The sequence below is a fragment of the Holdemanella sp. genome (assembly GCF_056804935.1).
This window is the reverse complement of sequence record NZ_DBMEXE010000092.1, coordinates 1511-5987: the sequence shown is the minus strand read 5'-3', so window position 1 is coordinate 5987 and position 4477 is coordinate 1511. Positions and strand designations below refer to the sequence as shown.

Genomic DNA, 4477 nt, shown 5'->3' with positions numbered 1-4477 from the left:
CCGTTTTCTTCATCGTACCAATGTGTGATAGGAAAACCATAAGGATAACCCGTATCACTGATTAAAGATAATACGCCATGAGGTTCATTGGTAAGTATCTCTATACATTTTTCTTCAGATAATTTTTGTTTGAATCTTCGCATTGTCTTAAACATGGTTAGCTCCTTTAATGAAAAAGGTGTAAATTGAATTACACCCTTATAAATTTGAATTCATAAATTCAATAATTCCGGCTTCCACTTCATTTTTGATTTCTGCATAATTATGAATTTCATGACGATAGCCAGAATATAATTTAGTTGTGACATGATGTCCGGTTTCTACAAGCCAGTTACTGACTTGACATACTCCTAGACCATATTCGCCAACTGGATCTTGATCACCAGCAATATTGTAAATAGGTAATTTTTTAGGTACTTTTTTGGCCCATTGAGTTCCTTCAATTGTAAGCATCATTTGGATAAAATCATAAATAGAACGATTGCTAGTAGGTCTTGTGAAGGCATCGAATGGATCTTGTGCATGGTCCTTTTGTACATATGGATCATGGCAAATCCATTCATTTCCAATTTGAACTTCACCACAACGTTCGCACATCCAGCCCATAAGTGAGCCTACAATATTTGGATCAGATTCTTCACCGTGGCCTGCATCAATGATTTCTTTCAATTTTTCTTTAACTTCTTTAGCACCACGGAAAATGCCTGTCGTACCACAAATTGTTGCACCATTTAATTCATTTCCGTATTTTGCGATAAAATCTCTTGTGATAAATGAACCCATACTGTGACCAAATAAGAAGTAAGGTAAATTTGGATACTTCTCACATACAATTTTCTTTAATGTGTGTTCATCTTCCATCATGGTGTGATATCCTTTATCTCCCCAGTCACCCCAGACATTATTCACCATTGCGGTTTTTCCATGACCTACATGATCATCAGCGGCTACAATATAACCAGCATCTAGAAAAGCCGAAATCATATGGATATAGCGTCTTGAGTGTTCGCCAAATCCATGAATTAATTGAACGATTCCATTCGGCTTACATGCAGGAACATAAATCCAAGCTTGCACTTTATCGCGTTCATTATAAGATGTAAAAGATACTTCGTGTAACATACAATAATCCTCCTTTTTTTGCGTAATGTTAACTCAGTTTATATCTGTTTTTATTATACGCCTACAAAAAAACTATGTCATTGAGTTGACATAGTCTTTTTCATGAATTTATAAACAATGTACGCAAGCACAATGCCTGCAAGAATATCCGTTGGATAATGAACGCCTACATAGAGTCTAGAAAACGCAACAAGGATTGCGAGTATGAAAACTAGAATACTATACTTCTTAGGAAGACCATCATATACCATAAAGGCACAAATAAAGGCAGATGCGGTGTGTCCAGATGGAAATGAATAATCACTAGGTTTATCCACTAATGGAATAAGTTCATTAAACGCATCAAAGGGTCTAGGTCTTTGAAATATGAGTTTTAATACAATGAATAATATGGTACAAATCAAAAACGCAATAATTGTTTCTTTTGCGAGTCTTCTAGTATCTTCGTTTTTCTTGAACATATAAATCAATATGATTCCTAGAAGTATGTATAAAAAGTATTCATTTGTGATCAAGGTGAAGAAAGGTGTGAGTATATAGTGACGAATGTTTTCTTGTATAAACAATAAAATTTTAATATCCATAGAAATTTTCCTTTCGATAGGAGTATTATACATATATAAAGATAGGAAGTGAAGTTATGCGACTTGAAAGAATGAGTTGGAAAGATTGCGAAGAATATTTTAAGGATCATGATATGGTGATACTTACAACGGGAAGTACCGAAAATCATGGAATCCACAATCCATTAGGAACCGATACTATGATTCCTAATAAGATTTTAGAACTAATTGAAAAACAAGGTGATGTATTGATTTGCCCAACCTTACCTTATGGGGATGCTGATTTTCATACAGAATACACGGGTACAATTTCAATTGGTAGTGATTTATTAGAAATGATTATGAAAAGAATCAGCGATCGACTATATGACTGTGGTGCTCGACATTTCGTGTTCTTAAATGGACATGGAGGAAACACACATGCATTAAGTAAAGTATGTCGTCATTTATATAAGAAGGGAGCTGTGGGTACAATTTTTGACTGGTGGACTATTGCTGGAAAAATCAATCCAGAATGGGCCGGAGGCCATGGTGCAGGTCAGGAAACGGCAGCTATGTTGTATGTGGACGAAAGTTTAGTTCAAAAGGATAAGATTGAAGATTCAAATTTAAATCAGTTTACACCTCAATTAACAGCTTCCAATGCACAAACCGTAAACTTTAAAGGCGTGGATATTCCAGTTCCTAGAAGCAATCGTTTAAGTAGTGATAATGGCTGGTTTGGCAAGGATCATCCTAAATATGCAACGTATGAATGGGGTAAAGAAATGGTGGAAGCTACGGCAGATTTTCTTGTGGAATATATGAAAGAATTTCAAAAAATGTAGTAATTCATTTCGAGTTGAACTATAATAAACGTACAAATAGGGGACAAATATTTTTTGTCTCTTTTCTTTTCGTATGGAGGTTTTAATGGAAATCATTATCTTAATATTATTATGCGTTGTGATTGTATGCTTGATTGTTTTGTTGATGCAAAATAAGTCGAAGGAGGTAGAAACTTCGAGTGCAGATTCTTTGATTCTACAAAAGAATTTTGAATATCTTTTAAAACAAGTACAGGATGTTCAAAAGAATCAGGCTACATCAAAGGTGAGTTTGAATCAAATGGAAGAGTATTTATATCGTATGAATATGGTCATGACAAACACAAAACTTAGAGGAAACTGGGGAGAATATCAATTGGATATGCTTTTAAGTGTATATTGTGGTCAAAATCCATCTATCTATTCGATGCAGTATGCTTTGCCAAATGGAAAGATTGCGGATTGTGCCTTTCATTTAGCAGACACGAATAAAGTGTTGTGTATTGATTCAAAGTTTCCTATGGAAAATTATATGAATCTTCAGGAAGATATGGATACATATCTAAGACCTTTTAAGATGAATATGAAAAAACATATTGATGATGTGGCAAATAAATATATTAATATGGATACTATGCCTTATGCTTTATTGTTTGTGCCTAGTGAAGCGATTTATCAATTTGTTTGTGCTAAATGTGATGATTTATTTACATATGCCCTTCAAAAACATGTTATGTTGGTATCTCCCACTACACTTGTAGCGGAAGTGATGACTTTATTATCAAGTACAAAGGATTTTTATCGCACAAGCCATATGGAAGAAATCGAACGAAATATTTTGTTGCTGCAGGAGGATGCGAATCGTCTTGTAGAAAGAAGTATAAAGGCAGAAAAAACGTTGGAAACTTTGGCAACACAATTCCATGCGGTTTCTATTTCTGCACAAAAATTATCAAGTCGAATGACTAAGATGGGAGAAGACGAATGATTAGTACATTAAAAGGAAATATATCATTATTGGATTTTGATTTGATTGTGGATCCAACCAATCAACAAGTTTTACCAATGCAAGGAGTGAGCGCACAGATATTTCATCAGGCTGGAAGTGAAATGATGAAGGCTTGTCAGGCTTTAAATGGTTTAGAAGTCGGAAAAGCTAAGATGACAGAATCTTTTAATTTGCCATGTAAAGCAGTTATTCATACGTGTGGACCTCGTTATATAGATGGCGCTCATAATGAAGATGAATACTTGGCTGCATGTTATTGGAATAGTATGGCATTGGCGTATGAGTATATGCGAAAAAATGATATGGAATCGATCAATATTGCCTTTCCATGTATTTCTACAGGTATCAATGCATATCCAAATCATGAGGCTTGTGTAATTGCGATTCAAACCGTAAAACGATTAATGAATAAGTTTCCTGAGACAAGGGCTATTCATGTATGTTTTGTGTGTGATAAAACCGAAGATTATATGTTATATAAAGAGGCATTAAAACTACGATGAAATCCATGGTTGATTTATCCCATGAATTTTTAAAGCCAGTTCTTCATAAACAAGCAATATGTGTGGATGCGACATTAGGACAGGGAAAAGATACAGATTTCTTTTTGTCGCAAAATGTGCATAAAGTATATGGCTTTGAAATTCAAAGAGATGTTTTTGAAAGTACAAAAGAACGATTGGATAATCAAAGAACTTGTTTCTATAATGTTGGACATGAACATATGGAAGAATATATTCATGAAGAAGTGGATGCGATCATTTTTAATTTTGGGTATTTTCCTCAAGGAAATCATGACATCACAACCCACGCTTCTTCAAGTGTAAGTGCAGTCAGACAAGCTCTAAAACTTTTAAAAGTAAAAGGAAGAATGGCACTTGTGATGTATCCACATGAATCGGGACAGGAAGAAGCTAAATGTATGGAAGAGTTTTTAAAAACACAAACATCGATTCAGGTACAGAAAATACAAAACT

General features: G+C 34.4%; 6 protein-coding genes. 4 read left to right on the top strand and 2 right to left on the bottom strand.

The window, feature by feature from the left end:
• Positions 1–198 precede the first annotated feature (198 nt).
• Together ACZQCL_RS05510 and ACZQCL_RS05505 are read right to left on the bottom strand one after the other, a co-directional pair.
• Positions 199–1122 carry an alpha/beta fold hydrolase gene (locus tag ACZQCL_RS05510; RefSeq protein ID WP_482482116.1) on the bottom strand — a complete coding sequence of 308 codons (924 nt, stop codon included), beginning with the start codon at positions 1120–1122 and terminating at the stop codon, positions 199–201.
• A gap of 77 nt (positions 1123–1199) precedes the next feature.
• Positions 1200–1706 carry a phosphatase PAP2 family protein gene (locus tag ACZQCL_RS05505; protein ID WP_482482114.1) on the bottom strand — a complete coding sequence of 169 codons (507 nt, stop codon included), beginning with the start codon at positions 1704–1706 and terminating at the stop codon, positions 1200–1202.
• 56 nt (positions 1707–1762) lie between these two features.
• Between ACZQCL_RS05505 and ACZQCL_RS05500 the strand changes: the two genes are divergently transcribed.
• From ACZQCL_RS05500 to mnmM, 4 genes are all read left to right on the top strand, one after another.
• Positions 1763–2512 carry a creatininase family protein gene (locus ACZQCL_RS05500; protein ID WP_482482112.1) on the top strand — a complete coding sequence of 250 codons (750 nt, stop codon included), beginning with the start codon at positions 1763–1765 and terminating at the stop codon, positions 2510–2512.
• A gap of 85 nt (positions 2513–2597) precedes the next feature.
• Entirely contained in the window at positions 2598–3479 is an 882-nt protein-coding gene (gene rmuC, locus ACZQCL_RS05495; RefSeq protein WP_482482110.1) for a DNA recombination protein RmuC, read from the top strand.
• Positions 3476–4003: a macro domain-containing protein gene (locus ACZQCL_RS05490; protein ID WP_337532305.1), complete on the top strand. Its 528-nt coding sequence runs from the start codon at positions 3476–3478 to the stop codon at positions 4001–4003. The genes rmuC and ACZQCL_RS05490 overlap by 4 nt, the downstream gene beginning before the upstream one ends.
• A partial coding sequence (gene mnmM, locus ACZQCL_RS05485) for a tRNA 5-(aminomethyl)-2-thiouridylate-methyltransferase MnmM (protein WP_482482108.1) occupies positions 4000–4477 on the top strand: 478 nt, incomplete at its 3' end. The genes ACZQCL_RS05490 and mnmM, both read left to right, overlap by 4 nt.

Excerpts from the sequence above, each read along its gene's own strand:
- ACZQCL_RS05490 (WP_337532305.1), top strand. The coding sequence starts at position 3,476 with ATGATTAGTACATTAAAAGGAAATATATCATTATTGGATTTTGATTTG.
- ACZQCL_RS05500 (WP_482482112.1), top strand. The coding sequence starts at position 1,763 with ATGCGACTTGAAAGAATGAGTTGGAAAGATTGCGAAGAATATTTTAAG.
- ACZQCL_RS05505 (WP_482482114.1), bottom strand. The coding sequence starts at position 1,706 with ATGGATATTAAAATTTTATTGTTTATACAAGAAAACATTCGTCACTAT.
- ACZQCL_RS05510 (WP_482482116.1), bottom strand. The coding sequence starts at position 1,122 with ATGTTACACGAAGTATCTTTTACATCTTATAATGAACGCGATAAAGTG.
- rmuC (WP_482482110.1), top strand. The coding sequence starts at position 2,598 with ATGGAAATCATTATCTTAATATTATTATGCGTTGTGATTGTATGCTTG.